This is a genomic window from Shimia thalassica (assembly GCF_001458215.1).
GTDB classification, from domain to species: domain Bacteria; phylum Pseudomonadota; class Alphaproteobacteria; order Rhodobacterales; family Rhodobacteraceae; genus Shimia; species Shimia thalassica.
Window position 1 is genome coordinate 1209090 of the sequence record NZ_CYTW01000001.1, and the last position, 23793, is coordinate 1232882.

Annotated in this window: 23 protein-coding genes; 8 read left to right on the top strand and 15 right to left on the bottom strand. The window is 55.6% G+C overall.

Annotated features, from left to right (window positions below; genetic code table 11):
* Positions 1-4 precede the first annotated feature (4 nt).
* The 3 genes from cobT to cobS form a co-directional block, all read right to left on the bottom strand.
* Positions 5-1879, bottom strand: a complete 1875-nt coding sequence (gene cobT / locus PH7735_RS05590) for a cobaltochelatase subunit CobT (RefSeq protein ID WP_058310296.1) — start codon at positions 1877-1879, stop codon at positions 5-7.
* A complete protein-coding gene (locus tag PH7735_RS05595; protein WP_145865266.1) occupies positions 1879-2211 on the bottom strand; it encodes a hypothetical protein in 333 nt (110 codons plus the stop codon). Before PH7735_RS05595 ends, cobT begins: the two co-directional genes overlap by 1 nt.
* A gap of 67 nt (positions 2212-2278) precedes the next feature.
* A complete protein-coding gene (gene cobS, locus PH7735_RS05600) occupies positions 2279-3265 on the bottom strand; it encodes a cobaltochelatase subunit CobS (protein ID WP_058310298.1) in 987 nt (328 codons plus the stop codon).
* A 199-nt stretch (positions 3266-3464) separates the two neighbouring features.
* On the opposite strand from cobS, the gene msrB reads away from it, so the two are divergent.
* Both msrB and PH7735_RS05610 read left to right on the top strand, forming a co-directional pair.
* The gene (msrB, locus tag PH7735_RS05605) at positions 3465-3941 is read left to right on the top strand and encodes a peptide-methionine (R)-S-oxide reductase MsrB (RefSeq protein WP_058310299.1); all 477 of its coding nucleotides are present in this window, start codon (positions 3465-3467) and stop codon (positions 3939-3941) included.
* Positions 3942-4390: 449 nt separating this feature from the next.
* Positions 4391-4654, top strand: a complete 264-nt coding sequence (locus PH7735_RS05610; RefSeq protein ID WP_058310300.1) for a hypothetical protein — start codon at positions 4391-4393, stop codon at positions 4652-4654.
* A gap of 85 nt (positions 4655-4739) precedes the next feature.
* Here PH7735_RS05610 and PH7735_RS05615 read toward each other — a convergent pair whose 3' ends face one another.
* Together PH7735_RS05615 and PH7735_RS05620 are read right to left on the bottom strand one after the other, a co-directional pair.
* Positions 4740-5387 carry a L,D-transpeptidase gene (locus tag PH7735_RS05615; RefSeq protein WP_058310301.1) on the bottom strand — a complete coding sequence of 216 codons (648 nt, stop codon included), beginning with the start codon at positions 5385-5387 and terminating at the stop codon, positions 4740-4742.
* A gap of 248 nt (positions 5388-5635) precedes the next feature.
* Positions 5636-6259: a DnaJ domain-containing protein gene (locus tag PH7735_RS05620; protein WP_058310302.1), complete on the bottom strand. Its 624-nt coding sequence runs from the start codon at positions 6257-6259 to the stop codon at positions 5636-5638.
* A 74-nt stretch (positions 6260-6333) separates the two neighbouring features.
* On the opposite strand from PH7735_RS05620, the gene PH7735_RS05625 reads away from it, so the two are divergent.
* Positions 6334-6591, top strand: coding sequence for a BolA family protein (locus tag PH7735_RS05625; RefSeq protein WP_058310303.1), 258 nt, complete (start codon positions 6334-6336; stop codon positions 6589-6591).
* A gap of 55 nt (positions 6592-6646) precedes the next feature.
* Here the strand turns inward: PH7735_RS05625 and PH7735_RS05630 are convergent, their stop codons facing one another.
* The 3 genes from PH7735_RS05630 to PH7735_RS05640 form a co-directional block, all read right to left on the bottom strand.
* On the bottom strand, positions 6647-7216 hold the full coding sequence (locus PH7735_RS05630; protein WP_058310304.1) for a DUF4177 domain-containing protein: 570 nt from the start codon (positions 7214-7216) through the stop codon (positions 6647-6649).
* 36 nt (positions 7217-7252) lie between these two features.
* Complete coding sequence (locus PH7735_RS05635) at positions 7253-7846, bottom strand: class I SAM-dependent methyltransferase (protein ID WP_058310305.1); 594 nt, start codon at positions 7844-7846, stop codon at positions 7253-7255.
* Positions 7847-7943: 97 nt separating this feature from the next.
* Positions 7944-8432, bottom strand: a complete 489-nt coding sequence (locus tag PH7735_RS05640) for a thioesterase family protein (protein WP_058310306.1) — start codon at positions 8430-8432, stop codon at positions 7944-7946.
* Positions 8433-8541: 109 nt separating this feature from the next.
* Here PH7735_RS05640 and PH7735_RS05645 point away from each other — a divergent pair, with 109 nt between their 5' ends.
* Positions 8542-9117: an NAD(P)H-dependent oxidoreductase gene (locus PH7735_RS05645; protein ID WP_058310307.1), complete on the top strand. Its 576-nt coding sequence runs from the start codon at positions 8542-8544 to the stop codon at positions 9115-9117.
* Here PH7735_RS05645 and gatB read toward each other — a convergent pair.
* The 4 genes from gatB to pepN form a co-directional block, all read right to left on the bottom strand.
* On the bottom strand, positions 9114-10625 hold the full coding sequence (gene gatB / locus PH7735_RS05650) for an Asp-tRNA(Asn)/Glu-tRNA(Gln) amidotransferase subunit GatB (RefSeq protein ID WP_058310308.1): 1512 nt from the start codon (positions 10623-10625) through the stop codon (positions 9114-9116). The two genes, PH7735_RS05645 and gatB, sit on opposite strands and share 4 nt — an antisense overlap.
* A 75-nt stretch (positions 10626-10700) precedes the next feature.
* Positions 10701-12011: a hypothetical protein gene (locus tag PH7735_RS05655; RefSeq protein ID WP_058310309.1), complete on the bottom strand. Its 1311-nt coding sequence runs from the start codon at positions 12009-12011 to the stop codon at positions 10701-10703.
* Positions 12012-12119: 108 nt separating this feature from the next.
* Complete coding sequence (locus PH7735_RS05660; protein WP_145865267.1) at positions 12120-12536, bottom strand: hypothetical protein; 417 nt, start codon at positions 12534-12536, stop codon at positions 12120-12122.
* Positions 12537-12554: 18 nt separating this feature from the next.
* Positions 12555-15107, bottom strand: a complete 2553-nt coding sequence (gene pepN, locus PH7735_RS05665; RefSeq protein ID WP_058310311.1) for an aminopeptidase N — start codon at positions 15105-15107, stop codon at positions 12555-12557.
* Between the two features lie 225 nt (positions 15108-15332).
* Between pepN and PH7735_RS05670 the strand changes: the two genes are divergently transcribed.
* The 3 genes from PH7735_RS05670 (at position 15333) to PH7735_RS05680 (ending at position 18943) form a co-directional block, all read left to right on the top strand.
* Complete coding sequence (locus tag PH7735_RS05670) at positions 15333-17465, top strand: malate synthase G (protein WP_058310312.1); 2133 nt, start codon at positions 15333-15335, stop codon at positions 17463-17465.
* 79 nt (positions 17466-17544) lie between these two features.
* A complete protein-coding gene (locus PH7735_RS05675) occupies positions 17545-17970 on the top strand; it encodes a GlcG/HbpS family heme-binding protein (protein WP_058310313.1) in 426 nt (141 codons plus the stop codon).
* Between the two features lie 193 nt (positions 17971-18163).
* The gene (locus PH7735_RS05680) at positions 18164-18943 is read left to right on the top strand and encodes a gamma-glutamyl-gamma-aminobutyrate hydrolase family protein (protein ID WP_058310314.1); all 780 of its coding nucleotides are present in this window, start codon (positions 18164-18166) and stop codon (positions 18941-18943) included.
* A 22-nt stretch (positions 18944-18965) separates the two neighbouring features.
* On the opposite strand, the gene PH7735_RS05685 is transcribed toward PH7735_RS05680, so the two are convergent.
* The 3 genes from PH7735_RS05685 to PH7735_RS05695 form a co-directional block, all read right to left on the bottom strand.
* Positions 18966-21143 carry a Hint domain-containing protein gene (locus tag PH7735_RS05685; protein ID WP_058310315.1) on the bottom strand — a complete coding sequence of 726 codons (2178 nt, stop codon included), beginning with the start codon at positions 21141-21143 and terminating at the stop codon, positions 18966-18968.
* A gap of 372 nt (positions 21144-21515) precedes the next feature.
* Positions 21516-21887, bottom strand: a complete 372-nt coding sequence (locus PH7735_RS05690; RefSeq protein WP_058310316.1) for an MmcQ/YjbR family DNA-binding protein — start codon at positions 21885-21887, stop codon at positions 21516-21518.
* A gap of 9 nt (positions 21888-21896) precedes the next feature.
* Positions 21897-22649, bottom strand: coding sequence for an SDR family NAD(P)-dependent oxidoreductase (locus PH7735_RS05695; protein WP_058310317.1), 753 nt, complete (start codon positions 22647-22649; stop codon positions 21897-21899).
* Between the two features lie 139 nt (positions 22650-22788).
* On the opposite strand from PH7735_RS05695, the gene PH7735_RS05700 reads away from it, so the two are divergent.
* Entirely contained in the window at positions 22789-23745 is a 957-nt protein-coding gene (locus PH7735_RS05700; RefSeq protein ID WP_058310318.1) for an MBL fold metallo-hydrolase, read from the top strand.
* The last annotated feature ends 48 nt before the right edge of the window (positions 23746-23793 follow it).

Below are 23793 nucleotides of genomic sequence, written 5' to 3' on the forward strand. Positions count from 1 at the left end.
CGGCTTAGCCGACTTTACGCATGCCCAACACGCGCGCCCGTTTGCGCGGATCGCTGTCAAACAGGCTGGCGAGTTGCTCGGTCATGGCGCCGGCCAACTGTTCGACATCTGTGATGGTCACGGCACGTTCGTAATACCGTGTCACGTCATGCCCGATCCCGATGGCAAGAAGCTCTACCAATTTGCGGTTTTCGACCATGGCAATCACATCGCGCAGGTGCTTCTCGAGATAGTTGGCGGGGTTAACCGACAAGGTCGAGTCATCGACCGGTGCGCCATCCGAGATGACCATGAGAATCTTGCGTTGTTCGCGGCGCGCCAGCATCCGGCGGTGCGCCCATTCCAGAGCCTCGCCATCGATGTTTTCCTTCAACAGGCCTTCTTTCATCATCAGCCCAAGATTGGGGCGGGTCCGGCGCCACGGCGCATCGGCGGATTTATAGATGATGTGACGCAGATCATTCAGACGCCCGGGTTGTTGTGGACGGCCGTCATTCAGCCAGCCTTCGCGGCTCAGGCCGCCTTTCCATGCCCGCGTCGTAAATCCGAGGATCTCGACCTTGACATTGCAGCGTTCCAGCGTGCGCGCCAAAACATCCGCACAGATCGCCGCGATCGAAATCGGACGGCCACGCATAGACCCGGAGTTGTCCAAAAGCAGAGTCACAACCGTGTCGCGGAATTCGGTATCCTGTTCGACCTTGAACGACAAAGGCGTTGTCGGGTTTGCCACCACACGGGCAAGACGCCCGGCATCAAGAATGCCTTCTTCCTGATCAAAGGACCAGCTGCGGTTCTGTTGGGCCTGCAAACGGCGTTGCAGCTTATTAGCCAAACGGCTCACAGCGCCCTTGAGCGGTTCAAGCTGTTGATCGAGATAGGCGCGCAGGCGTTCAAGCTCGACGGGTTCGGCCAGATCTTCGGCGGCGATTTCCTCGTCAAAACTGGTATCAAATACCTTATAGTCCGGATCAGCGTCTGAAATGGGCTGCGGGGCCGGAGGCTCGAGGGGGGCTTCCCCCTCTGGCATTTCTGCGTCCTCGCCCAATTCATCTTCAGCCATCTCGTCCATCGAGACTTGGGCCTCCGACATGTCCTGTTGCTCTTCCTGCGATTGCTCGGGGCTGGCTTCGGACTCGTCATCCTGATTGTCATCCTGACCCGAGGAATCCGGATCTGGCTGCTCTTCTGCATCGTCTTCGGCGTCGTCTTGTTGATCATCTTCCTGATCGGGGTCATCCCCCAACTGATCGCCATAACCGAGATCGTCGATGATCTGACGGGCAAACTTGGCAAAGCTTTTCTGGTCGGACAGCAGGGAATCCAGATCGCTCAGCGTATCGCCGGTCTGTTGTTCGATATAGCCCTGCCACAGCTCCATCACGTTGCGTGCGGAATCGGGCAGGTCGCGCCCTGTTGCCAGATGGCGGATCAGATACCCTGCAGCAACGGCAAGAGGCGCCTCTGAGGCGCTTTTGATGTCACCAAAGCCACGGCCGCGGGCTTCGTGTTCGATCTTCGCATCAATGTTGCCGGCGGTGCCGGGCATGTCGCGCGCGCCCATGGCCTCGCAACGGGCGGTCTCCATGGATTCATAGAGATCGCGGGCCATCCCCTGTTGGGGGATGTATTTCGCATGTGTGCTGCCGTCGTGGTATTTGTAGCGCAATGCCAGAGCATCCGCCGTACCTCGTGCCAGCAAAACTTCGTCGCGTGTCATCCGGCGGCTGACTTGTGGCAGCCGCACCTGCTCTCCGGAAACACCCGACGGATCAACGGTATAGGTCACCGAAAGCTCGGGGTTGTCGGCCATCACCTTGGTGGCTTCCGCCAGCGCCTTTTTGAATGGATCGGCGGGGTTATCGGATGTTTTTTTCATCATTCATTTCCGAACCTGGATAAACACGTTGCTTTGTCGGACTTGTACAGCTCAAGTTCGCTGAAAGGCGTGGGAAGTTCAACCGCCTGAAAGGCCTCAAGGTAGTCTACTACAAAATCATTTTCATTCGTCGGGTGCAGTTCGATTGCCTGCTGAATCCGCTTTTGCAGCGATTTGTCGTGAACCCAGACATAAGGGTCTTTCCAAATCTCCGGCTGCGCTGATGATAGTGCAGCACGTTGCCTGAGAGCAGAACTGCGGATTGCGAGTGTGAAATCCGAACACCGCCACGCTACATAAGCCGGATCGCTGCTCCAGCCACTTTGCGCCATGGGGCGCAACCGCGCTTGCGCCGCACCTCCCAGAAGGGACAGTGCGAGCAAGGCAGTCAGGGCAACCTTAGCCAAGGCTCACGCTCGCCGCGCTTTCTGGCAGTTCCTCGTCAAACAGACGCTGATAGAACTCGGCTACGGTCTGGCGTTCCAACTCGTCACATTTGTTGAGGAAGGTCAGACGGAAGGCATACCCTATATCGCGGAAAATCTCTGCGTTTTCGGCCCATGTGATAACGGTCCGTGGCGACATCACTGTCGACAGATCGCCGTTCATGAACGCGGTACGGGTCAGGTCCGCAACGGTCACCATCTGTTTCACTGTCTTGCGGCCCGCTTCGGTGTTGAAATGCGGGTTCTTTGACAGAACAATGTTGGTTTCCGCGTCAATCGACAGATAGTTCAGCGTCGCGACCAAAGACCAACGGTCCATCTGGGCTTGGTTGATCTGCTGTGTGCCGTGGTACAAACCGGTTGTGTCACCCAGACCGACAGTGTTCGCGGTTGCGAACAGACGGAAATAGGGGTGCGGTTTGATGATTTCGTTCTGGTCCAGAAGGGTCAGCTTACCATCGGTTTCCAGAACACGCTGGATCACAAACATCACGTCGGCACGACCGGCATCGTATTCGTCGAACACGATCGCAACAGGGTTACGCAGCGCCCAAGGCAAAATGCCTTCGTGGAATTCCGTGACCTGCTTGCCGTCTTTCAATTTGATCGCGTCTTTACCGATCAGGTCGATCCGGCTGATGTGGCTATCAAGGTTCACACGAACCGAAGGCCAGTTCAGGCGCGCGGCAACCTGTTCGATGTGGGTAGATTTACCAGTGCCGTGGTAGCCTTGGATCATCACACGGCGGTTGCGGGCAAACCCTGCCAAAATCGCCAAAGTCGTGTCCGGGTCGAACTTGTAGGTGTGGTCAATGTCCGGCACACGATCCGTGTGATCCGCGAATCCTTTGACCGTCATGTCCGTGTCGATGCCGAATACTTCACGAACCGAAATGGCTTCGGTTGGTTTCGCATTGATATCGGTCAGCCCGTCCGCCATCTTTGTCGATCCTTCTCAATATCCGGTCTTTTTACCGGGGAATAAACTTTTGCAAACTCCTGCACCATATCGGCGCCAGCCACAAGGGGAAGAGCAAAGCGACGTCGCGATGTCACATTCCTCGCGTTCTTGTGCGGACCTTTGATTTGATGCTTGAGAAAGAAATGTCCAGTTTCTGTAAGGAAGAAGGAGAAAAACCATGCATAGACGCGCATTTCTGGCAGGTGCAACGGCACTTGTGGGCACCGGCCTGATGATCGGGCGACCGACCCTCGCTTCGGCAACCACGTTTGAGGTGACACATTCCGATTCTGAATGGCGGTCCATGCTGACATCGCTGGAATACAAGGTCATGCGCAAGCAGGGAACCGAGCGTGCCGGGTCATCCCCTTTGGACAAGGTCTATGACAAAGGGACCTACCACTGTCGCGGATGTGATTTGCCGCTTTATTCAAGCAAAACCAAATTCGACAGCGGAACAGGCTGGCCAAGTTTCTGGAAAGCCAAGAAAAACGCAATCGGTACACAACCAGACAGAACCATATGGGGCGTGCACACGGAATGCCATTGCCGTCGATGCGGGTCTCACCTTGGACATATCTTTGATGATGGGCCTAAACCAACCGGCAAACGCCACTGCATCAATGGGGTGTCTCTGGTGTTCAAGCCTGCCTAATTGGCGGGCGAAAGCTGCCGGATTGGGCGCACGGGTGTTGTTTAAATTTCTGCCGTGCAAGAAACCGCCCGCGTCTAAGAGTGCAGCGGATTTGATAGGCGCAATAGGCGCCGAACGGGGCCTTTTTCTTGTCAGATCACGTGTCCGACCGACGCATGTGCGCGTCTGGAACGTGTATGCGCCAAGCTTACTTATTCATAAGCTGCTTCAATCTCGGCGATGGTGTCATGGCGCGTGATCTGAGTCTCTTGTTGTCGCCCAAAGGCACTGCTCAAGCGTGAACATAGAAGCGATGGCGGCCCTTTGGACGGATTGAAACACGTTTGGGTGCCATCCGTTCACGCGTCCTCCCAGCGGCGTGGCATGAATATTTGATCGCTTGTGAAAATATCTGGTTTTCTGAACAAAAACAGATCATTCTGGCTTTGGAATTCTAGGAGATATCTCACATGAACAAGTCTTTTTGGCTCATCGGGAGTGCGGTTCTGTTGCTCTCGGCTTGCGAAGAGTTCGAAGGCGGCGCTTCTAGCCCATATCTAAGCGAGGTGCCCGAGGGGGTTCGGGAAATGGCAGCACCACATCAGGATTTGAGCGCGGTCAAAATTGATCCCGCTGATGGTTGTTACGTCTATCGCCATGTTGGCCCGGTCGAGACAACATTCCTGCCTTTGAGAACATCCGAAGGGCGCCCGATCTGTTCGCGGGCGTCTTAGGTTTCCTATCTGAGGTCAGGACAAACAAAAAGCGGTTGAGAAGTGCTTCTCAACCGCTTTTCTATTTGAGATAGGTTTGAGGCGCCTAGGCCTCTGGGGCGTGCAGGTGCACGGTCGACCCTGTTTCGACATGTTCATACAAATCGTTAATATGCGCCATAACCATGCGCACACAGCCGGAACTGGCGCGGCCACCGATAGAACGCGGGTGGGGCGAGCCGTGAATGCGCAGGTAGGTGTCGCGGTTGCCCGAGAACAGGTAAAGGGCGCGTGATCCCAAGGGATTGGTTGGTCCACCGTTCATACCATCTGCATATTTCGCGTAATCTTGTGGGTCCCGCTCGATCATCGCGGCGGTGGGTGTCCACGTGGGCCATTTTGCCTTGCGCCGGATGGTGTAGGTTCCGGGCTCGTACAGGTTGCCACGTGCAATCGCCACACCATAGCGCATCGCGGTGCCATCACCGCGAATGTGATAGAGATACCGCGCCACCGCATCAACGTGAATATCGCCTGGTGTCAGACCAGGGTTTGCCTTCACGGTCTGGGGCAAAAAGCGGGGATGGAAGCCCCAAGGGTTCGTTGTGCCCGGATCATAGTTCGCAGGCGTGACCTGCGCATCCCAAGCCGACCATTTGGAACTGTCCGAAACAGGTCCGGCCCAAGCCGCGCCGGTAATGGGCGCAGAAAACAAGGCGGCGGTGGAAATCATAAAATTGCGTCTGGTCAACATGGGGCCACTGGTCCTGGCTTGGAGAATTTGACCTATGATATGCTGTAAAAATGCAGCTAATCAATCTCGGAACCCATCACATAGGCGTGTTTAGGCTCAATCAAAATTGAAGGTGATAAATATGCCAAGGCGATGATCAAGGCCGAGAACCGGACAACCCCGACCTAAATCGCCATTTGTGATGACGACAGAAAGGCGGCATGCCCCGTGCGCCAGACAGCAAAAAGGCCCCGAAACGGGGCCTTTCATTACTTGAAGTTGCGGCTTTCTTTGATCTGATCCCAAGCCCAGACAACTTCTTGAAGCTGTTCTTCCTGACTACGATCACCGCCATTCATATCAGGGTGCAGAACCTTGATCAGTTTCTTATAGGCCTTGCGCACCTCGGCTTTGGTCCAATGATCCTTGGCCTCAAGGATTTCGACCGCACGGCGCTCTGTCGGAGGCAGGCGTTTGCCACCGCCGCCGCCCTTGCCGGGGTTCTGCGTGGCGTTGCCGCCAAGAACCTGATGCGGGTCTTCGATGCCCAGTCGCGCCCATGCACGGGCTTCTGGATCAACGAAAGATTTGGTTTCGCGCTCCCAGACTTTGTCCTTGGAGTTTTGCGCATTCATCTCGGCTTCGGTTTTGCCGTCGAAGAAGTTCCACTTGAGGTTATATTCCCTCACGTGGTCTTTGCAGAACCATTTGAACTCGTCCAAAACGTCTGGCGCTCTTGGTGCGCGGTATTGCCCTGCCTCGGTGCAGCCTTCATGTTCGCATTCACGTCTAGACGTTTCACTGGCCCCAGAAAGTCCACGTCGGCCACGCGGGTTTTTCTTCTTGGCCGAGGTCACGGACATATCAAAACCGAAGGGATCTGTTTTGCTCATGGTCTCACCTTTTCGAGTCGAGGCGCAGAGTTTAGTCTAACCACCAGAAGATTGAAGGGGCAGGAGCCAAAAAAATGACAGTGACACAAGAAATTCATGATCGCCTGACCGCGGCTTTTGCACCCAGTGCGCTCGAAGTCGTTGATGATAGCGAAAAACACAGGGGGCACGCCGGTTACAGCGAAGGCGGCGAAAGCCATTTCAATGTGCGGATTCGTGCCGAATCTTTTGGCGGCATGACCCGCATTGCCCGCCACCGTGCCGTGCACAAAGCGCTGGGGGCGGACCTTGTTGGTCGTATCCATGCGCTTGCCTTGGACATTGACGCCTGATTCATCTCGCGAGAACGTATGTCGTCCGCGCCATGCGGGCGACATAATACAAGACCTATGATTTTTGGGTGCTGCTTTCGTCGTCTTCCAGGGCACGAGCACGGTTGCGCAAAGCCAATGGCAGCGGGAAAGCATCCCCTTCTTCCGGCTCGGGGGCGGTGTCAGAAGGCGAGGCGTCCGCAGTGTCGCTTTCCACTGGTGTGTTCAAAACCAGTGGTTCGGGCTGTTCAGAAGTCGCCTCTTGCGCTGTGCCTTGATCCGCCGTTTCCACAACGTCTGTGACGGCATCTGTGCTTTCTGCCTCGGCGGAGGGAGCTTGCGGCGCGCTCTCTGTCAAAGAATGCGCGGCGGGGCTTTCGAGTAACCGAGGTTCGAACGCGCTGAGATCATCTTCTTTGGGGCGACGGAACACCAGCATTGTACGAAAACTGGTTTGGCTTCCGGTCAGGCCAACCCGTTCTTCGTTGGGCAAGGTTTCCGCACGCAGATACTGCCAGCCTTCAACCGCCATATCGTTCAATGCGGATTCCAGTGCAAAAGCAAAGCGACCCTCCGGTCCTTTGATGCCACGGGCCTTTTTGCCCTTGGTTGGCGAAGGTATCACTTTGTATTCATAGGTCGTCATGCAAAGAGTCTTTCGAAAATTTCGTGTTTGACCAGACTAACCGCGCAGCCGTTTTGGCAAGGATCGCAGGCTGTCTGGATATTCGGGCGCCTCGGCGCGTTCCTTGAACAACGCCCAAGACGGGAATTTGTCTTGCGGGTCCCGGTTTTTTGACATCGTCGTGCGCATGACCGGTTGGCCCAGTGCATCCGCCAGAGTGTTGACCGAGATTTTCACCAAGGGCCATTTTTTATGATAATCATGGCCGGCGATCATGCCGCCAACTTTCACCTTGTTATACCAGTCAAACATGGTTTTTCCACGTTCCTCACCGGTGTGCGCGTATCCGTCGATATAGACAAAGTCGAAGTATTCATCTGGAAAAACATCCAGTGCGTCTTCAAAGCTCATCCGCAGCAGCCAGTATTTTTCACGCAGGCCAACGTTGTGAAGCGCTTCGATGTATTCCTTGGTGTCATGGTGGTCGCCATAGAGGTCGACGCCGTAAAGTTCGGAAAACAGGCCACTTTCGTTCAGCCGTTTAGAATACCAGCCACCAGCGACGCCCAGTTCGATTCCCACCAGCCCGTCACGTTCCAGAAACAGGGGCAGTTCCTTGCGTTCCTGAAGGATATCAACAATCTCGGTCATGAAACCAACGTCTCATGCCCAAGTCGCGTGGTCCAGCTTTCGTTGTTCGCGAAAGCGAGATTTTCTCAATCGTGACAGGCGCGCACTGGCTTGGCGCTTAATTCCCGGCTTTGTGACGAATGGACATTTGCCTGCCGACACGTGCGGGGCGGGGCAAACTGCTGTGCGCCGCAAAAAGCGCTTTGACTCGTGCGTGGTTCTCCTCGGGCAGCTTGGCAACACGTGGCCCCGACATATCGATATGAAGGCCCAGCCCTTCTCCTGTGGCGGCAACCCAGCCATCTTCGTGGATCAGTTCCTGATAAAAGTGGAAACTGCGGTCGTTGTGATCCAGCAACTGGAACGACGCGCGCACCTTTGCGCCCATGTGCAATTCGCGCAGATAACAAACGTGGTATTCGGCAGAAAACGTCGAATGCCCTGTGCGCTTAATATATTCTGGTCCAAACCCCAATTGCTGCCAGATCGCGTCGACACCCCGATCAAACAACACATTATAAAATGCCATATTGAGGTGGCCGTTATAGTCCAGCCACTCTTCTTCAAGCTGCATCTCGTCGGAAATAAAGGGGGCGTCAAATTGCATGGGTGGCTCCGTGAGTCCTTGTCGAGGGCGTTATGCACGGTGACTTTGTTTGGGATCAAGGTGTTCACGGGTGTTTCGTCTACATTCGACGCAACGAAAGGAGGACGAGATGCGCATTCTGATCGTTCAAGGTCACCCCGACCCGTCAACAACGCACTTTTGTCATGCATTGGCCGAGGCTTACGAGCGCGGCGCCAGTCAGGCAGGGCACGACATTCGCAAGATAGATGTCGCGACATTGCCGCTGACGTTCCTGCGGTCACAGGCTGAATGGGAAACCGGAGAGGTGCCCGACTATGCGCGTGAGGCGCAAGACGCGGTTTTGTGGGCGGATCACATCGTGGTGCTGTTTCCGCTGTGGATGGGCGGGATGCCCGCCGTATTGCGTGCATGGTTCGAACAAAGCTTTCGCGCGAACTTTGCATTTGAAACAACCGAAATGGGCATGGTGCGCCATCTCAAGGGCAAGTCTGCAAGGCTTGTCGTGACGATGGGGATGCCAAGCATCTTTTACAGATGGTACTTTGGCCAGCCGGGAACAAAGTTGTTGCGTCGGTCCGTGCTCGGTTTTGCGGGCGTGTCGCCGATCCGTCAGACTTTGGTGGGGATGATCGAAAAAATGCCCGCCGAAAGGGCGGGCAAATTGATGTCTGAACTCGAGGCGCTGGGTCGAAAAGGGCGTTAGCCGCCCAGTTTCTGTGCAACCAGCTGGTTAACGGCCTTTGGATTGGCTTTGCCACCCGTGGCCTTCATAACCTGACCGACGAACCAGCCTGCAAGTTTCGGGTTCTCTTTTGCTTTTTCGACCTGTGCGGGGTTTGCCGCGATGATTTCGTCCAAAGCCGCCTCGATTGCGCCGGTGTCTGTGACCTGCTTCATGCCGCGTTCTTCAACGATCTGGGCGGGGTCGCCGCCCTCGTTATAAACGATTTCGAACAGGTCTTTGGCGATCTTGCCGGAAATGGCATCCGAAGAGATCAGATCGATAATGCCGCCCAACTGGGCAGGGGACACCGGGGATTCCGTGATGTCGTGATCTTCTTTCTTCAGGTGGCCAAACAATTCGTTGATGACCCAGTTCGCGGCCAGCTTTCCGTTGCGACCTTCTGCAACCGCTTCGAAATAGGCAGCACTTTCCGACTCGGCGGTCAAAACGCTGGCGTCGTAATCCGACAAGCCGAAGCTTTCGATGAAACGCGCCTTCTTTGCATCGGGCAGTTCTGGCAGACCCGAGGCGATGTCATCGACCCAGGCTTGTTCGATCTCTAGCGGCAACAGGTCGGGATCGGGGAAATAGCGGTAATCGTGCGCTTCTTCCTTGGACCGCATCGAACGGGTCTCGTTTTTGTCCGGATCATACAGGCGGGTTTCCTGATCCACGGACCCACCGCTTTCGACGATCGCAATCTGGCGGCGTGCTTCATACTCGATCGCGGCCTGAATAAAGCGCATCGAGTTCATGTTCTTGATTTCGCAGCGGGTGCCAAGGTAATCAAAGTCGCCTGTTTCGCGGTACTTTTCATAGGCTCCGGCCTGACAGATCGACACGTTTACATCGGCGCGCAGGTTGCCGTTTTGCATGTTGCCGTCACAGGTGCCGAGATAGCGCAGGATCTGGCGCAACTTGACGATATAGGCTGCAGCCTCTTCGGGGCCGCGAATGTCGGGGCGGCTCACGATTTCCATCAGGGCCACGCCGGTCCGGTTCAAGTCGACGAACGACATGTTCGGGTCCATGTCGTGGATCGATTTACCGGCATCCTGCTCAAGGTGGATACGTTCAACGCGTACCATGCGCGCGGTGCCGTCGCCCATTTCAACCAGAACTTCGCCTTCGCCCACGATGGGGTGATACAGCTGCGAAATCTGATAGCCTTGCGGCAGGTCAGGATAGAAATAGTTCTTGCGGTCAAAAGCAGAGAACAGGTTGATCTCGGCCTTTAGCCCAAGACCCGTGCGCACGGCCTGTGCCACGCATTCTTCGTTGATGACCGGAAGCATACCCGGCATGCCCGCGTCCACGAAGGCCACATTCGCATTCGGTTCTGCACCGAATTTGGTCGAGGCACCCGAGAACAGTTTGGCATTGGTGCTGACCTGCGCATGCACCTCCATACCGATGACCAGTTCCCAGTCATGTTTCGCGCCCGCAATGATTTTGGGCTTGGGGGCTTCATATGTCAGGTCGAGCATTTGCCGGACTCCAATCTAAACGTGATTGGATCGGGTTCTAGGACAGGCAGGGTGCAGGGGCAAGAGGGCAGGGCCTCAGGAATTGCTCTCAGAGATGCCATCAGGGCCAAAAGAGACGGTTTGCCCCTGTTGAAGCGTCGCAAGAAACGGCATTGCCACGGCGGTCAGTGCTGTTTCGCGTCCCTTTTCGGCAAGACGCTCGGTGGAAATCACACGGGCGGTGTTCTCAAATCCGATTTCGGCGTGTCCCCAGATCAGCGGATGCACTTCGCGCAGGTGGTTGTAAACCAACTCTTCGAACCCTCGACGCAGCGCTGGCGGCAGGTCAGGGCGCACCCCGTTTGCGTGATACCGTTCGCGGGCAATCTGCCAGCTTTGATACAAATGGGCCGCAATCAGGTTCACGACATGCTGATCTTCGCTGCGCTTCAGGATGTCACGAATGCCATCCATGAAATAGTCCATCTCGAGCGTGTCAAAGCCATTGGGATCGACCAACAGCGCATCAAACCAGACCCACGTATAGGCACCGGCACCCCAGATGTCATAAGTGCGGGCCGCTGTGCGGCGCGCTTCGAGGTCAAGCGCCTGATGGTTGCCATACCAACGGGGCAAAAGATAATTTCCCAGCGACCGCATATGACGCGGATTGAACGGGTCGAGATCAATCAGGGCCTCAAATTCACGTACCAGATGCGCGGCAGGATTTTCGCGACCGGGCAACAAGGCACAGCGCGCTGCAGACAGCGCAGGAGACTGAAGTTCGTGCGGGCAAAATTCGGACAGGATGTCATAGGCCCTGTCGAAATGCGCTTCAAACGCATCACGATTGACGTCTTGCACGGCATCGTTGGCTTTCGCCCCGCGCCATGCCCATCCGATATCGATGTGCATATGTGCGACGATCAAGGCGAGACCATAGTTTCTGGGATCGTCCATCAGCACCATTTCAAGCGCTTCGATCCCCGAGAAGAAATCCGCCCCGCGGGCCGGACGACCATAAAGCAGGCCATGTTCCGCTGCGCGCACCACGTCAGAACGGGCGCCAAAGGCCAAAAGATCGGCAATTGGCAGTCCGGACCGTGTTGAATCACGCGCATGGTCATGTGTCATGATCAGTTCGGACAGTTCGTCCCAGCGGTCCTGACGGGCAAGATACAGTCCCTTTTCGCGGTATTCGTCGCTTTGCATCTGGTCTGGGGTCGACAGGTTCACCGGGATATCGATGCGCTCGGTGAGGTCACGATAGGTGATGTTGCCGTCGTATTCGTCAAAATGAGGAACGTCGGCTTCGGTGCGCGGCAGAGGTAATTTCCGCGCAATTTTGTGCAACGAGGACGGGAGAAGTCCTGCAAGTTGCGATTTTTGATCTGAAAAACGGCTCATTCGTACATTTGCTCCTGCTCAACACTCAGGAGTTTGCACGCGCAATTTGGCCGAAACATGGCACCTTGTTGAAATCATCCGGAAAAAATGCGGCTAACTAGCGTCAGCTTAAATGACGCGGAAATGGTGCCGTTCGGTCTTGATATTTCGGTCTTTCAGGGCCTGTTCCAACGCCAGATGCGGCGGCATCGCGTCTTGGGGAACGCGCATTTTGCTTTTGTCTACAAGGGTTAAGGTAGCGCGCACCGAAAAATCCCATCGCGTATCAAAGCGTACGCTCTCTACCTGAGAAAGCGGCACGCGGGCATGCTGAGTGTTGCTTTTCCATTCGACATGACCGTCGTCGAGATCAAATGTCGAAACCGGATTGCGCAAAACATCAAAAGCGGCCGGGACCGCAAACAGCCCGAGCACAACAAGAACCCATGTGACGGTGCCGACGGAATGTAAAAAGGCCAATACCCCCACTGCCGCCAGCAGGGCGATGACCGTGCGCGTAGAGCGGCCGCGGGATGTATGGGTCAAGGTGGGCGGCATCCGACGTCAGGCACTCCGGATTCGCGTGATCATCTCGTTTGTATCGCGACTCAGGTCCTTGGTGTTGGCAATCCTGTCTAGCTCTGCCGACATCATCGTCTGACGTGCCGGATCATAACGTTTCCATGTCTGGAACGCGCTGCACATGCGGGCCGTTGTTTGTGGATTCACCGGATCAAGTTTGATCAGCCACTCTGCCAGAAGAGCATAGGCCGCGCCGTTTTTGTGGTGGAAGCCTGCATGATGCATCGACAGGGCGCCCATCACCGCGCGAAAGCGGTTGGGGTTCTTCATGTCGAAATCCGGATGCTGCGTCAGGCGCTTGGTCACTTCGGCAACCTGATCGGGTTTGGCCTGCATGATTTGCAAGCTGAACCATTTGTCCATAACCAGACGATCATCGTGCCACTGTTGTTCAAAGGCGGCCAACTGCTCTTTGCCAGCACCCGCATCCAGAAGACAGGATAGCGCGGCCAGCTGAAGCGTCATGTTATCCGCTTTGGCATATTGTTCCGCAGCCAAGGCGCCGCCATCTGTACGGCTTATGAGAGACAGGGCCGCATTGGCCAAAGACCGTTTGCCTGACCCGTCTGCATCGGGGGAATAGGGGCCGTCGATCTGGTTGTCTTGGTACAGAACAGGCAGCAGATCACCAAAAGCGGCGGCCTTTGCATTGCGCAGGTCTTCGCTGGCGGTGTGGATCGCCTCGGGGTCCGGGGTAATGCCCGCCTCGTGCAGCAAACCCGCCAGTTCCGACTGGGTGGGCTGACCCAACATCAACGCACGATAAGCGGCATCAAGCGTATCATCTCGCAGCACGGCGCCAAGCCCGTCGAGATAGGCAGCATCCGGTGCTGCACCGGTTGTGATCGACGCAAGAAGCGATTCACGCGCCAGCATCCGGCCCGCTTCCCAACGGTTGAACGGGTCTGTGTCATGGGCCAGCAGGAATGCACGGCGCGTTTTGTCGATGCCCTGTTCCAGAATGACCGGTGCCGAAAAATCACGCAGTATCGACGGGATCGGACGCGTGGCGTGCCCCTCAAAACGGAAACTTTGCTCGGCTTCGGTCAGTTCCAGAATTTGTGTCGCCATGACTTCATCCCCATTCGGGGACAACAGACCCACGGCAACGGGGATAACCTGTGGCAGTTTCTCGTCCTGACCGGGTGTTGGGGCCGTGGATTGCGACAGGTGCAGTGTAAATGTGTCGCCATCATAGTCTTCGCGCACCGTCAGGCGCGGGGTGCCAGATTGAGAATACCAGCGTTTGAACTGGCCAAGGTCACGGCCGGTGCTGTCTTCAAAAACCTGAAGCCAGTCTTCAATCGTGGCTGCGTCACCGTCATGCCGGTCGAAATAGAGATCAACCGCTTTGGAGTAGGCCGCATCTCCGACCAGCGTTTTCAGCATGCCGATAACTTCGGCGCCTTTTTCATACACTGTTGCGGTATAGAAGTTGTTTATCTCTTGAAAGCTTTCAGGGCGCACGGGATGGGACAAAGGTCCTTGATCCTCGGGGAACTGACGGCCACGCAACGCGAGTACATTCGATATGCGCGCAACAGGCGCCGATCGCAGATCTGCGGTGAATTGCTGATCCCGGTAAACGGTCAGGCCTTCTTTCAGGCAAAGCTGGAACCAATCGCGACAGGTGATGCGGTTGCCCGTCCAGTTGTGGAAATATTCATGGGCAATGATGGCTTCGATACGCTCGAAATTTCCGTCCGTGCTTGTTTCCGGACTTGCCAACACACAGGACGAGTTAAAGACGTTCAGGCCTTTGTTCTCCATTGCGCCCATGTTGAAGTCATCAACCGCGACGATGTTGAACAGGTCCAGATCGTATTCACGGCCATAGACGTCTTCGTCCCACTTCATCGAGTCCTTCAGGGCCTGCATCCCAAAGGCACATTTGTTTTCATCGCCGGGGCGCACCCAGATGTTCAGATCAACCTGTCGGCCGGATTTCGTCGTGAAGGTGCCGGGATGGTTCAGCAGGTCTCCGGCCACCAGTGCAAAGAGATAGGCTGGTTTTGGCCAAGGGTCTTGCCATTTTGCAAAGCCTTGGGATTGAGAGAGAGGGTTGCCGTTCGACAACAGGACCTTTTCATTCCCTTCAATCGTCACCTCGAATGCGGCCATCACATCGGGACGGTCCGGATAATAGGTGATCTTGCGAAACCCTTCGGCCTCGCATTGGGTGCAGTACATGCCATTGGACATATAAAGACCTTCAAGCGCGGTGTTGTCTTGCGGATTGATCTCAACCTCGGCCTCCCAGACAAACGGCGCGTCGGGCACGTCTGCTTCTATGCCACCGTCCACGTCACGCACATCGGCGCTTTTTCCATCAATGGCTGCGGAAATGAGGGTCAAACTTTCCCCGTGCAGGAAAAAACGCTTGTCCGTTGCATCCGGATTGGGGCGAAACTTGATGCGGCTCAATACCCGTGTGGCTTTCGGCGCAAGCCGGAATGTCAGTTCGACGCCATCAATGATGAAGCCAAAAGGGGTATAGTCTTTGAGAAAGATGGTCGTCGGGGCCGCGTCGCGCATGAATGACTCCTGTTGAAGGTTCGACGGGAACCCTAATCGAACCCAAGGCGGCTGCAAGACCGGAATGCATCGGTCCGGACCCAAGGTTTCATGAGGCGGGGATTATCTCGAAAATATTGTATCTGATATTGGTAAGGCAAAATAACCAATTTTGTTGCCTATAGGAAACTTCTGCTCTAAATCGAGACGAACAGCCGTAGTCGTTCTAGGAGGCAGACGTACATAATGTCGGATCGTATCGAAAAATTCGGATTGCAGGTGGACCCTGCTTTGGTGACATTCATCGAGCAAAGCGCGTTGCCTGGCACCGGCGTCTCTGCGGACACCTACTGGAAAGGTCTGAGCACGCTGGCCCATGATCTTGGCCCGGAAAACCGGCGTTTGCTGGAGGTGCGTGAAGACATGCAGCAACAGCTGGACGGCTGGCATCAGGCTCGCAAAGGGCAGGCCCATGATGCGGAGGCTTATAAGTCATTCTTGACGGACATCGGTTATCTGCTGCCCGAAGGCGAAAATTTTGCCATCGAGACGGCGAACGTCGATCCCGAAATCGCAGCTGTACCGGGACCACAGCTTGTTGTGCCGATAACCAACGCACGGTTTGCCCTGAACGCGGCCAATGCGCGTTGGGGATCATTGTATGATGGCCTTTATGGCACTGACGCAATGGGCGATCTTCCGTCGGGCAAAGGATACGACGCTGAACGCGGGGCACGTGTCATTGCATGGGGGCGTGGCTTTCTGGACAAAGCCGTGCCCTTGGCTGACGGATCATGGAAAGACGTGTCAGCCCTCACCGTTGTCGACGGGGCAATGGTGCCTGCGCTGAAAAACACGGCGCACTTCGCGGGCCATGCCGGAGATGCGGCTGCGCCGTCGCGTGTGCTTTTGAAAAACAACGGTCTGCACATCGTGATCGAAATCGACCCAAGCGGCAATATCGGCGCGACAGACGGGGCAGGTATCAACGACATCACCCTCGAATCCGCACTGTCCACAATCATGGACTGTGAAGACTCGGTTGCTTGCGTCGATGCAGAAGACAAGGTTCAGGCCTATGGCAACTGGCTGGGCCTCATGAAGCGTGACTTGGCCGAAGATGTCATCAAAGGCGGCAAAACCATCACCCGTATTTTGAATGATGACGTGTCCTATACGGATCCGGCGGGACAGACGGCGTCACTCAAAGGGCGTTCCTTGATGCTGATCCGTAATGTCGGGCATCTGATGACCAACCCTGCCGCGTTGGACAGGGACGGCAATGAAATTGGCGAAGGCCTGATGGACGGTTTGACCACGGTCATGATCGCCATGCACGACCTGCAGCGTGCAAGCGGCAATTCGGTACACGGTTCGGTTTATATCGTGAAACCCAAGATGCACGGCCCCGAAGAGGTTGCCTTTACCGACCGCATTTTTGATACGGTTGAAGACATTCTTGGGTTGCCGCGCCATACGGTCAAGATTGGCATCATGGACGAAGAACGCCGCACCAGTGCAAACCTGAAAGAGTGTATTCGCGCCGCGAAACACCGAGTTGCCTTTATCAACACAGGCTTCCTTGACCGGACGGGCGATGAAATCCACACCTCGATGGAGGCGGGACCTTTCTTGCGAAAAGGCGAGATGAAAACGACGCCCTGGATTTTGTCTTATGAAGATCGAAACGTCGATGTAGGGCTGGCCTGTGGATTGCAGGGCAAGGCACAGATCGGCAAAGGCATGTGGGCGATGCCTGATCTTATGGGCGCCATGCTGGAACAGAAAATCGGCCATCCGAAATCCGGCGCAAATTGCGCATGGGTGCCGTCGCCCACGGCTGCAACCCTGCATGCCACGCATTACCATGATGTCGATGTTCTGGCCCGCCAGAACGAGATCAAGGCTGGTGGTGCACGTGGATCGCTTGATGATCTGCTGACCATTCCGGTCATGAGCGGCGAAAACCTGTCTGACGAAGATATCCAGCAAGAGATCGAAAACAACGCGCAGGGTATTCTGGGATATGTCGTGCGCTGGGTGGATCAGGGCGTTGGATGCTCAAAGGTACCTGATATTCACGACGTTGGCCTGATGGAAGATCGCGCCACCTGCCGGATTTCATCACAGGCCCTGGCCAATTGGTTGCATCACGGTGTGGTGGACGAAGCACAGGTCATGGCCGCGTTGCAGAAGATGGCGGCTGTTGTCGACCGTCAGAACGCAAGCGATCCGACCTATCGGACGATGGCCCCGTCGTTTGACGGTATCGCGTTTCAGGCGGCATGTGATCTGGTTTTCCGCGGGCGTGTACAGCCTTCGGGCTATACCGAGCCAGTTTTGCACGCGAGACGTCTGGAACTGAAGGCGACATTGTGATCTTTTGTTCCCGAAGGTGAGGGGGCAATCCCCCTCAATCCTGTCTTGGAATTTTTCTGATAAGAATGAGGTAAAGAGCATGGCTATTTCGCTGCGCAAGGCACGCACAATCATGCGTAAGACGTTCGAAAAAGGACGTGAAATGGAACTGAAGCCCTTGTCGGTTGTTGTTCTGGATGCAGGCGGACACGTGCAAGCATTCGAACGCGAAGACGGTGCGGCTCCCGGTCGTTTCGCGATTGCACATGGTAAGGCTTACGGTGCTGTGATGCTGGGCATGGCGGGCAGTGCGCAAATGGCGCGCGCCGAACAGCAGGCCTATTTCATGGCAGCCGTCAACGGCGTCTATGGCGGTCAGGTCATTCCCGTGCCGGGCGGTGTGTTGCTGCGCGACAAAAAAGGCGCCGTTATCGGTGCTGTTGGGGTGACGGGTGATACGTCTGACAACGATGCTGTCGCCGCGCTGGCGGGGATCGAAGCGGCGGGCCTGATCGGCGAAGCCTGAAGAAAACCGGGGGCTGCGTCCGGATCTGGCGCAGCACCCCGCGTATTTCACGCGAGTTTGCGCCGCATAAATGCGCGTATGCTAGGGGCGGCGCCCCAAAACCCGACGGGTTTGACGCGATGTTACGACTTGGGGTGTTTCCAACAGGGCCCGAGCATATTATCTAATATGTGAGAGCAACAAAGGAATACACATGTCCCGTCCCGTCGTCGGAATTATCGGCAATTCATATCTTTTGAATGATCAATACCCTGCGCATGCAGGGGGCACGATGAACTCCGAAGCGATTTCCTGTGTGTCTGGATGTATGCCGCTGCTTGTGCCTGCGGACCCGAGATTTCTGTCTGTTGAAGAATTGCTGACCCATTGCGACGGCTTTCTGTTGACGGGCGGGCGCCCGAATGTGCACCCTGAACATTATGGCGAGGCCGCAACCGATGCCCACGGAGAGTTCGACCGCGCACGGGATGCCATCACTTTGCCTTTGGTGCGGGCCTGTGTCGAAAGCGGCCAACCCTTTCTCGGGATTTGCCGTGGCTTCCAAGAGGTGAACGTTGCGATGGGTGGGTCACTCTATCCCGAAATTCGCGACCTGCCGGGACGTGACAACCACCGTATGCCGCCCGATGGGACGCTCGAAGAGAAATTTGCCCTGCGCCACGTTGTCTCTTTCAAAGAGAGCGGCGTTTTCCAACGTCTTATGGGATCGCAGAAGGTTATGACCAACACGCTGCACGGACAGGGTGTCAAAGAACCCGGCGCGCGGGTTGTCGTGGATGGGCATGCACCTGATGGCACCCCCGAAGCGATCTATATTGAAGATGCGCCCGGATTTACGCTTTCGGTGCAATGGCATCCGGAATGGGACGCGGCAAACGATCCGGTGTCACGGCCATTGTTCGAAGCTTTCGGAGATGCGGTGCGTGCATGGGCCGACGGGCGCAAGACACAAGCTGTTCTCAAATCCGCATAACCGTCTGTTTCGTTTTGTGGGATTAAGCCGCTTTGAACCGCAGGGGCGGCGGCGTCTGCCTGTTGGATGATCTTAACAGGTCCACTTCGTGCCTGCGCAGGCACGGGCGGGCTGTCGCGCCATAGGCCGACAGGTCTTCTCTCAGATGCGGAAATGCACGGAACATTGCTTCTCGGGCTGTTGCGGTCATGGCGGCAACGCCCACGTCGCCCGCATAAAAACTCTCTGTTGCAACGCCTTCTGCGAAAACGACTTGATGCCGGTCCAGCATCATATGCACATAGGTGACCTTTTCGCAGGGCTCGCGACGCACAAGGTTTCCGTCTTCAAGATGCGTGGCCGAAGCAAAGACCTCGCGGTCTCCAAACAAAAGCTCGTTCATCCAGTTGTCCATCAGGAACCGGTGTTGCGGGGACACCAGAAGATCGCGCTGGGCCCCGTCCAGTGCCTCTTTTGACAAGCGAACAGGGGCAAAGTCGCCGGTGCCGTCTGTCTTGCTCGCGCCGATCCAGCGGATTGGTTGGAGACCGTCATCTTTGGTCAGCACCAGATCACCTGCTTTCAGGGTTTCAACGGGGCGTTCGCCGTGCTGTGTCAGAATACGAGTGCCGGGCGTAAAGCAGATGGGCGGCAGAAGGCTTTCGCCTTCGTCATCAAAAATGTCTTCGATTTCGGCAAAGTTGACGACGGTGCCATCAAACAACTGGAATGATCCGGTGTATCCGCCGTTTGCGTCATCCGTATTGGTAAAGACGATGGTGGACGGATCGCCGACCGTATCAAGATACAGAATATCACCGTCGGTTTCGGCGCCTTCGCCACCGACGATGTTGATGGTATCCGTGTTGTCTTCGCCAAGTTCGATGAGCAGAAAGATGTCGTCGCCGTCGCCACCTTCGGCGGTGTCACCATGTGATACATTGATCGAGTCGTTACCTATACCCCCGACAAGGCTGTCGGCATCGATCCCGCCATCCAGCGTGTCGTCCCCGTCACCGCCAAACAGAGTATCCAGGCCTTGTTGGCCATAAAGAAGATCATCGCCGTCTTCGCCGTCGATATAGTCATCACCACCCTGTACATAAACCGCATCAAAGTGGATGTTGGACACCCAGATGCCCTGTGAACCGCCGAGCCCGTTGGCATAGTCGATTACAATGCTGGCGACTGGCCCTTCGATCGAAACCAAAGCAGATCCGGTTGCATCGGAGGAGTCTTCCGAAACTTCGCCCGCTGTGATTGTGTTGTTGAGAACCGTGTCGTTTGCACCGGGCGTAATATCGACGTCGACCAGATTTCCTTGGGCATCATAGGCATTGATGGTCACGAGGTCTTCGTGGTTTCCCGCGGACCAGTCGATGTCCGAAATCCGGAAGAGGACGTTTTCGACTTCGTCTCCTGCGTCGCTTCCTGCGCTCGCCGCAAAATCGATGGTGGTGCGGGAAGTGTCCCCGTCGCCGGTGCCAAACAGCAAAAGCGACGAGGAGTCGTCAAAGGTTTCGCTGCCCGTTGTGTAAATCGTATCAGAGGTTTCGACGGTATAATCGGGTTGGTTGTTTCCAAGCGACGTGAATGAGACCGAAACGTTCATCTCGCCGGTGTTTTGCGTGAAGCCACCACTGAGATCCGTTCCGTCAGAACCTTCTTCACTCCAGTTCAGGATTTCGTCGGTCGTATCATTTTCCCGGTCGCCATAAAGCTCGTCGTTTCCGGTGCCGCCCAGGATACTGTCGTCACCCTTCTCACCATAAACGAGGTCATCGCCGAGACCGGACTCGATTGTATCGTCGCCGTTGTTGGCAAAAACGGTATCATTGTTGCCATCGGGACCACCGCCAAAGCCGTCGTCAATTGCGTCGCCTTGGTTGTCGACATACTGGTCATCAATCAGTTCACTTTGACCCGTGCCCCGAATGATGCCATCTCGTGTTGTAAAGCTCGGCGCGCTGGTTACCGTCGCTTCGGTGATCGAGGAAACCCGACCATAATCCGGAACGAAATAGACAGCCCCATCGGTTGAAAGATAATAAACACCGGGTTCGGTTTCATCAGTATATGTCGTACCAAAATAGGTTCCGGACCATTCCCATGTGCCGTTGCCGAGCACAGTATCCGTTGTGAAAAATGTGTATCCGCCACCGATGCCATCATCGTTGTCGAGGACAAAGTCGCCCAGACTGACAAGATAACCGCGTGGCATTGTTTTTCACTCCTGTTCGCAAAACCGCTCCAAAGTGGACGATCTCAATCGCAAGACGGTTTCCCGCCGTTCAGGTGTGTATGATGAGGGGGTTGGGCCTCAATTGGGTCAAATCGTGATCAATTGAGTGGTAAATGTGGTCATTGTTTCTGAATTGTGGCGATGCAGGAAACGATGCACGTAATTGGAAAGCGCCCCTAGATTTGGGTTTTCTGGCTGATTACTCCATTTAAACATTTGAAATATAAATATTTAAATGCGTTTGGAGGTGCCGGCGTTCGTGCACTAGGGCAAACCATAGTCGCGCAATCTGTTTTCAAAACGGAAACAGATCATTTGTCTGGTTTCCAAATGCGGCACAAAACGCGTGGTTTAGCTTTCGTCGTTCAGTGGAATGCCCAAGGCCAGGCGCTTCTTCTTGGACAGTCCTCTGGCCACAAGATCGTAGGAAATTCCGATATGGCGACGCAGTTCTGAATCGGACAGGCCGGGCAGGTCAAAGACCTGCAACCATTTCATGCCCCGCGAGGCAAGATAGGGGGCAGGGCGGATGCCGGGTGTTTCCGGCAGGACCTCAAAGGCGATTTCCGTGACTTTAAAAGTGAACGCATCGCGCCCGTCATTCCAGCCGCAGATCGCGAACACCTTGTCCGCGACCTTCCAGACGTCCGAGTTTCCCCACTGCACCACATGCGAGGTGGCGGGGAAGCTGCTGCAAAATGTGTTAAATTCGTCCCGATTCATGGGGCGACCTTACATCTCGCCTCCGGAGATTTGAATGGTCTGTCCATTCATGCTGCCGGAATTCGGTCCGCACAGGAACATTGCGGCTTCTGCAACCTCTTCCGAGGTGACCAGGCGACCGTGCGGATTGACGCCAACCATCATCTTGCGGGCCTCAGCTTCGCTCACGCCGGCGCGTTTGGAAATGCTGTCGACGTTGCGAGTGATAATGTCCGTGTCAACATAAGCGGGGCAGAGCGAATTGAAGGTGAAGGGCGTGGTGGCATAATCTGCGGAAAGTGCCTTGATCATGCCATTCAGTGCGTGTTTGGACGCCGAATAACACGGGGCCCCTTTGAGACCACGCAGTCCAGCGATCGAAGACACGCCGATAACACGGCCCCAATCCGTCGAAACCATGGTTTTCAGGCTCTCGCGGATGGTGAGGAACGCCCCGTCAACATTGATGCCCATCATATGGCGCCATTCTTCCAGCGAAGACTTGTGAAAAGCGCGCCCTTCGGCAATGCCCGCGTTCGCAACGCAAATCTGGATCGGCCCGCGTGCAGCGACGGCACTGGCGGTGCCTTCCACAACGGATGCTTCATCACTGACATCCATCGGTAGGGCAAAAAGACCATTACCCGCCGCGTCTTCCAAGACCTCGGCGCGGCGTCCGGTGATGGTCACTTGGGCGCCAGCCTCGGCCAAAGCGCGTGAAATAGCCAAGCCGATTCCAGTTCCGCCTCCGGTCACCAGAGCGTGTTTTCCTTTAAGATGCATATTGTCCTCCCTTATTGGAATTTACCCTACATACCGACGAGTATGTTGCAAGGTGCGCCGTTCCGTCACTTTCTTATCCATTCACATCTGTGAATTTGTCTATTATTGCTTTGGACAACAAACGTCAGGAGGAACGTTGATGACACGTATTGCTACTTTTGCAGTGGGCACATTTTTGGCCGCAACCGGATTTGCACAAGCAAGTGAAGATATCGCGGACCAGTATCCGCAGTCGGAACTGTATTCAAAACCGGTCGAAGTGATCCCGCATGTGTTTTCGGCCATTGGCGCGACGGCGCCTCCGACCTATGAAAACTCGGGCCACAACAACAACCTGTCTTTTGTTGTGACAGACGAAGGCGTCGTGGTCGTGAATGGTGGTGCCTCGGTGCGTCTTGCCAAGGCGCTTCATGACGAGATCAAAGCCGTGACGGACCAGCCGGTCAAACTGGTCATTAACGAAAACGGGCAGGGGCACGCCATGCTGGGCAACGCCTATTGGATGGATCAGGGCGTCGATATCCTTGCGCATGTGGATGCCATCGAAGCCTTCTCGTCAGAGGCGGACTTTATCCTTCAGAACATGGAACGGTACAATCGCGACAAAGCCGAAGGCACGCGCACCGTTACGCCAAACCTGTCGTTTGAAGACAGCTACAAAGTGACCCTCGGCGGGGTCGAGATTGAAGTGATGCACATGGGCCCCGCCCATGATCCGGGGGACACACAGGTTTGGTTGCCCCAGTGGGGGATGCTGATTGCGGGTGATATCGCTTTCCACGAGCGGATGTTGCCGATCTTTGAGGGGATTTGTACCTCGTGCTGGATTGAAACATGGGAAGAGAAGATGGATGTTCTCAACCCCACCTATGTCATTCCCGGACATGGCCATCCTACAAACCTGGCGCAGGTGCGCCGCTATACGCATGACTACCTTGTCGACCTGCGCGAAAAAATCGGCGCGCATATTGACGAGGGTGGTGATCTTGCAAGCGCCTATTACGTCGATCAAGAGCGTTGGAAGACCCTCGACACCTTTGACGAACTTGCCACAAAAAACGCAGGTCGTGTCTTTGAAGAGATGGAATGGGAGTAAAAGTGACGAACGCCTGTACCAATACCAAGGTATGGGCAGTCATTCTGT

Excerpts from the sequence above, each read along its gene's own strand:
- cobT (WP_058310296.1), bottom strand. The coding sequence starts at position 1,879 with ATGAAAAAAACATCCGATAACCCCGCCGATCCATTCAAAAAGGCGCTG.
- PH7735_RS05595 (WP_145865266.1), bottom strand. The coding sequence starts at position 2,211 with ATGGCGCAAAGTGGCTGGAGCAGCGATCCGGCTTATGTAGCGTGGCGG.
- cobS (WP_058310298.1), bottom strand. The coding sequence starts at position 3,265 with ATGGCGGACGGGCTGACCGATATCAATGCGAAACCAACCGAAGCCATT.
- msrB (WP_058310299.1), top strand. The coding sequence starts at position 3,465 with ATGCATAGACGCGCATTTCTGGCAGGTGCAACGGCACTTGTGGGCACC.
- PH7735_RS05610 (WP_058310300.1), top strand. The coding sequence starts at position 4,391 with ATGAACAAGTCTTTTTGGCTCATCGGGAGTGCGGTTCTGTTGCTCTCG.
- PH7735_RS05615 (WP_058310301.1), bottom strand. The coding sequence starts at position 5,387 with ATGTTGACCAGACGCAATTTTATGATTTCCACCGCCGCCTTGTTTTCT.
- PH7735_RS05620 (WP_058310302.1), bottom strand. The coding sequence starts at position 6,259 with ATGAGCAAAACAGATCCCTTCGGTTTTGATATGTCCGTGACCTCGGCC.
- PH7735_RS05625 (WP_058310303.1), top strand. The coding sequence starts at position 6,334 with ATGACAGTGACACAAGAAATTCATGATCGCCTGACCGCGGCTTTTGCA.
- PH7735_RS05630 (WP_058310304.1), bottom strand. The coding sequence starts at position 7,216 with ATGACGACCTATGAATACAAAGTGATACCTTCGCCAACCAAGGGCAAA.
- PH7735_RS05635 (WP_058310305.1), bottom strand. The coding sequence starts at position 7,846 with ATGACCGAGATTGTTGATATCCTTCAGGAACGCAAGGAACTGCCCCTG.
- PH7735_RS05640 (WP_058310306.1), bottom strand. The coding sequence starts at position 8,432 with ATGCAATTTGACGCCCCCTTTATTTCCGACGAGATGCAGCTTGAAGAA.
- PH7735_RS05645 (WP_058310307.1), top strand. The coding sequence starts at position 8,542 with ATGCGCATTCTGATCGTTCAAGGTCACCCCGACCCGTCAACAACGCAC.
- gatB (WP_058310308.1), bottom strand. The coding sequence starts at position 10,625 with ATGCTCGACCTGACATATGAAGCCCCCAAGCCCAAAATCATTGCGGGC.
- PH7735_RS05655 (WP_058310309.1), bottom strand. The coding sequence starts at position 12,011 with ATGAGCCGTTTTTCAGATCAAAAATCGCAACTTGCAGGACTTCTCCCG.
- pepN (WP_058310311.1), bottom strand. The coding sequence starts at position 15,107 with ATGCGCGACGCGGCCCCGACGACCATCTTTCTCAAAGACTATACCCCT.
- PH7735_RS05670 (WP_058310312.1), top strand. The coding sequence starts at position 15,333 with ATGTCGGATCGTATCGAAAAATTCGGATTGCAGGTGGACCCTGCTTTG.
- PH7735_RS05675 (WP_058310313.1), top strand. The coding sequence starts at position 17,545 with ATGGCTATTTCGCTGCGCAAGGCACGCACAATCATGCGTAAGACGTTC.
- PH7735_RS05680 (WP_058310314.1), top strand. The coding sequence starts at position 18,164 with ATGTCCCGTCCCGTCGTCGGAATTATCGGCAATTCATATCTTTTGAAT.
- PH7735_RS05685 (WP_058310315.1), bottom strand. The coding sequence starts at position 21,143 with ATGCCACGCGGTTATCTTGTCAGTCTGGGCGACTTTGTCCTCGACAAC.
- PH7735_RS05690 (WP_058310316.1), bottom strand. The coding sequence starts at position 21,887 with ATGAATCGGGACGAATTTAACACATTTTGCAGCAGCTTCCCCGCCACC.
- PH7735_RS05695 (WP_058310317.1), bottom strand. The coding sequence starts at position 22,649 with ATGCATCTTAAAGGAAAACACGCTCTGGTGACCGGAGGCGGAACTGGA.
- PH7735_RS05700 (WP_058310318.1), top strand. The coding sequence starts at position 22,789 with ATGACACGTATTGCTACTTTTGCAGTGGGCACATTTTTGGCCGCAACC.